Below are 2,028 nucleotides of genomic sequence, written 5' to 3' on the forward strand. Positions count from 1 at the left end.
CAAAGACAACGGAAGCACGGAGAAGCCGCAGAATCATCACCGTAAGGGCTACGACCCAGTAAAGGAGCAACAAGCGGCATCCACCCCTTGAGAGGTAGAACGAAGGAATGTGAGGGCTTAGACCCAGTGTGACATGGGAGGGTAAACCGCAAGGGAAAGATGTGGACATCCAAGGTGCGATCATATCGTCAGGATCCATAGATTGGAAACCATACGCCAATCTCTATTCCCGCAACGGCTTATCCCAGAAAAATATAACAAAAATACATTTCTTCTCCATCCCTTAAGGGTGTCGTTGGTTGGAATTTTGAGATTGAGTGAGAAAATGCGAGAAAACATTAATTTATAGTGGGAGGAATTGAAAAATGACAAGTGTATATATAGTAGGCGGAGCAAGAACCCCTTTTGGAAATTTTGGCGGGGTGTTAAAAGATGTGTCGGCGATGGAACTGGGGACAATCGCCAGTCAATCGGCTTTGGAAAGAAGCCGTGTCCAGCCGGAGGACATTGATCATGTTTTTGTCGGTAACGTTATCCATACCTCTAAGAATGCTTCTTATATCGCCAGGCATATTGCCCTACATACAGGGATTCCGATGGAAGCCCCTGCATTAACCGTGAATCGTTTGTGCGGATCGGGATTGCAAGCAGTTGTTACGGCAGCACAATCCATTCTTCTTGGTGACGCCCAGGTAGCTTTGGCGGCAGGAACGGAAAACATGAGCCAATCACCGCATGTTCTAAGAGGAGCGAGATTCGGAACAGGCCTTAAGCCGCCGGAGGTGGATGACATGCTTTGGGCCACCTTAACGGATGAATACGCAAGCTGTGGAATGGGCAATACAGCGGAAAACTTGGCTGAACAATACGAAATCAGCCGTGTCGAGCAGGATCAATTCGCTCTCGAGTCACAGGAAAAGGCATACAAGGCACAGAAGGAAGGAAGATTTAAGCAGGAAATTGCTCCCGTATCTTTAACCGATAAGAAGGGAAATCCCAAGATCATTTCAGAGGATGAATATATTAAAGGAGAGACGACCCTTGAAGCGCTCAGCAAATTAAAACCTGCTTTTAAAAAAGACGGGACGGTAACGGCCGGAAATGCCAGTGGAATTAACGACGGCGCTGCTGCGGTTGTGATTGTTGAAGAATCTTACTTAAAGAAGAATCAAGAAACGGCTCCCTTGGCAAGAATCGTATCCTGGGGGATTGCCGGAGTGGAACCGCGCATTATGGGGATCGGACCTATTCCGGCGATCCAAATTGCACTCAAAAGAGCGGGGCTCCACTTAAACGATATTGACTTAATTGAAGTAAACGAGGCATTTGCCGCCCAATCGCTTGCCGTTGTGAAAGAATTGGGGTTAAATCGCGAGAAGGTAAATGTAAACGGAGGAGCCATTGCCTTGGGACATCCGGTGGGGGCTAGCGGTGCACGCATTTTATACTCACTGGCTTTAGAGCTCAAGAATCAGGGAAAAAGATACGGGCTTGCATCCCTTTGCATCGGCGGGGGCCAAGGCATTGCCATGATTATTGAAGCGGTGGAGCGCTAACAGATGCAGGCGAAACACCACATACAAGGAGGATACAAAATGAAAGCGACCGTATTAAGAGAAATCGGAGGTCCGGAAAAGCTCCGGTATGAAGAGGTGGAGATCCCTACCCCGAAAAAGGGCGAAGTGCTTGTGAAGCTGCAATATGCAGCTGTAAATCGAAGAGACTTTTTTATTCCGCGCGCCTAGCCAAGCTAGGTACAACTAGCCGGTGTGAGTCCGGTCGAGGTAAGAGCCAAGTCGCCTCGTAGCTGACAGGCAACTGGTGGAGAGATCCTAAGCGGATTAACCCCGCTTATTTGGACATACCTTCATTTTAGAGCTATTTTCATAGAGTTTCGTTTTATATGTCACCCGCCATTGACGGCGAGCCTCCAGAAATCGAGTGTTGGTGTTCAAGGTCGATGCCTTATCCATTGATTGAACACTGGTCTTGACGCACCGGCGGGTGCGAGGATACTCGATTTCTTTC

3 protein-coding genes are annotated in these 2,028 nt (G+C 48.3%); 2 read left to right on the top strand and 1 reads right to left on the bottom strand.

Features of this window, described 5'->3' with window-relative positions:
- The first annotated feature begins 365 nt into the window (after positions 1-365).
- Together ACFO8Q_RS09185 and ACFO8Q_RS09190 are read left to right on the top strand one after the other, a co-directional pair.
- Positions 366-1,556: an acetyl-CoA C-acetyltransferase gene (locus tag ACFO8Q_RS09185; RefSeq protein WP_380025473.1), complete on the top strand. Its 1,191-nt coding sequence runs from the start codon at positions 366-368 to the stop codon at positions 1,554-1,556.
- 39 nt (positions 1,557-1,595) lie between these two features.
- The gene (locus ACFO8Q_RS09190; protein WP_380025474.1) at positions 1,596-1,745 is read left to right on the top strand and encodes a hypothetical protein; all 150 of its coding nucleotides are present in this window, start codon (positions 1,596-1,598) and stop codon (positions 1,743-1,745) included.
- Positions 1,746-1,841: 96 nt separating this feature from the next.
- Here the strand turns inward: ACFO8Q_RS09190 and ACFO8Q_RS09195 are convergent.
- Positions 1,842-2,028, bottom strand: a 187-nt coding sequence (locus tag ACFO8Q_RS09195) for a hypothetical protein (protein WP_380025475.1), incomplete at its 5' end; no start/stop codon positions are given.

Origin of the sequence: Effusibacillus consociatus (assembly GCF_042652925.1) — a bacterium.
Taxonomy (GTDB): Bacteria; Bacillota; Bacilli; order Tumebacillales; family Effusibacillaceae; genus Effusibacillus; species Effusibacillus consociatus.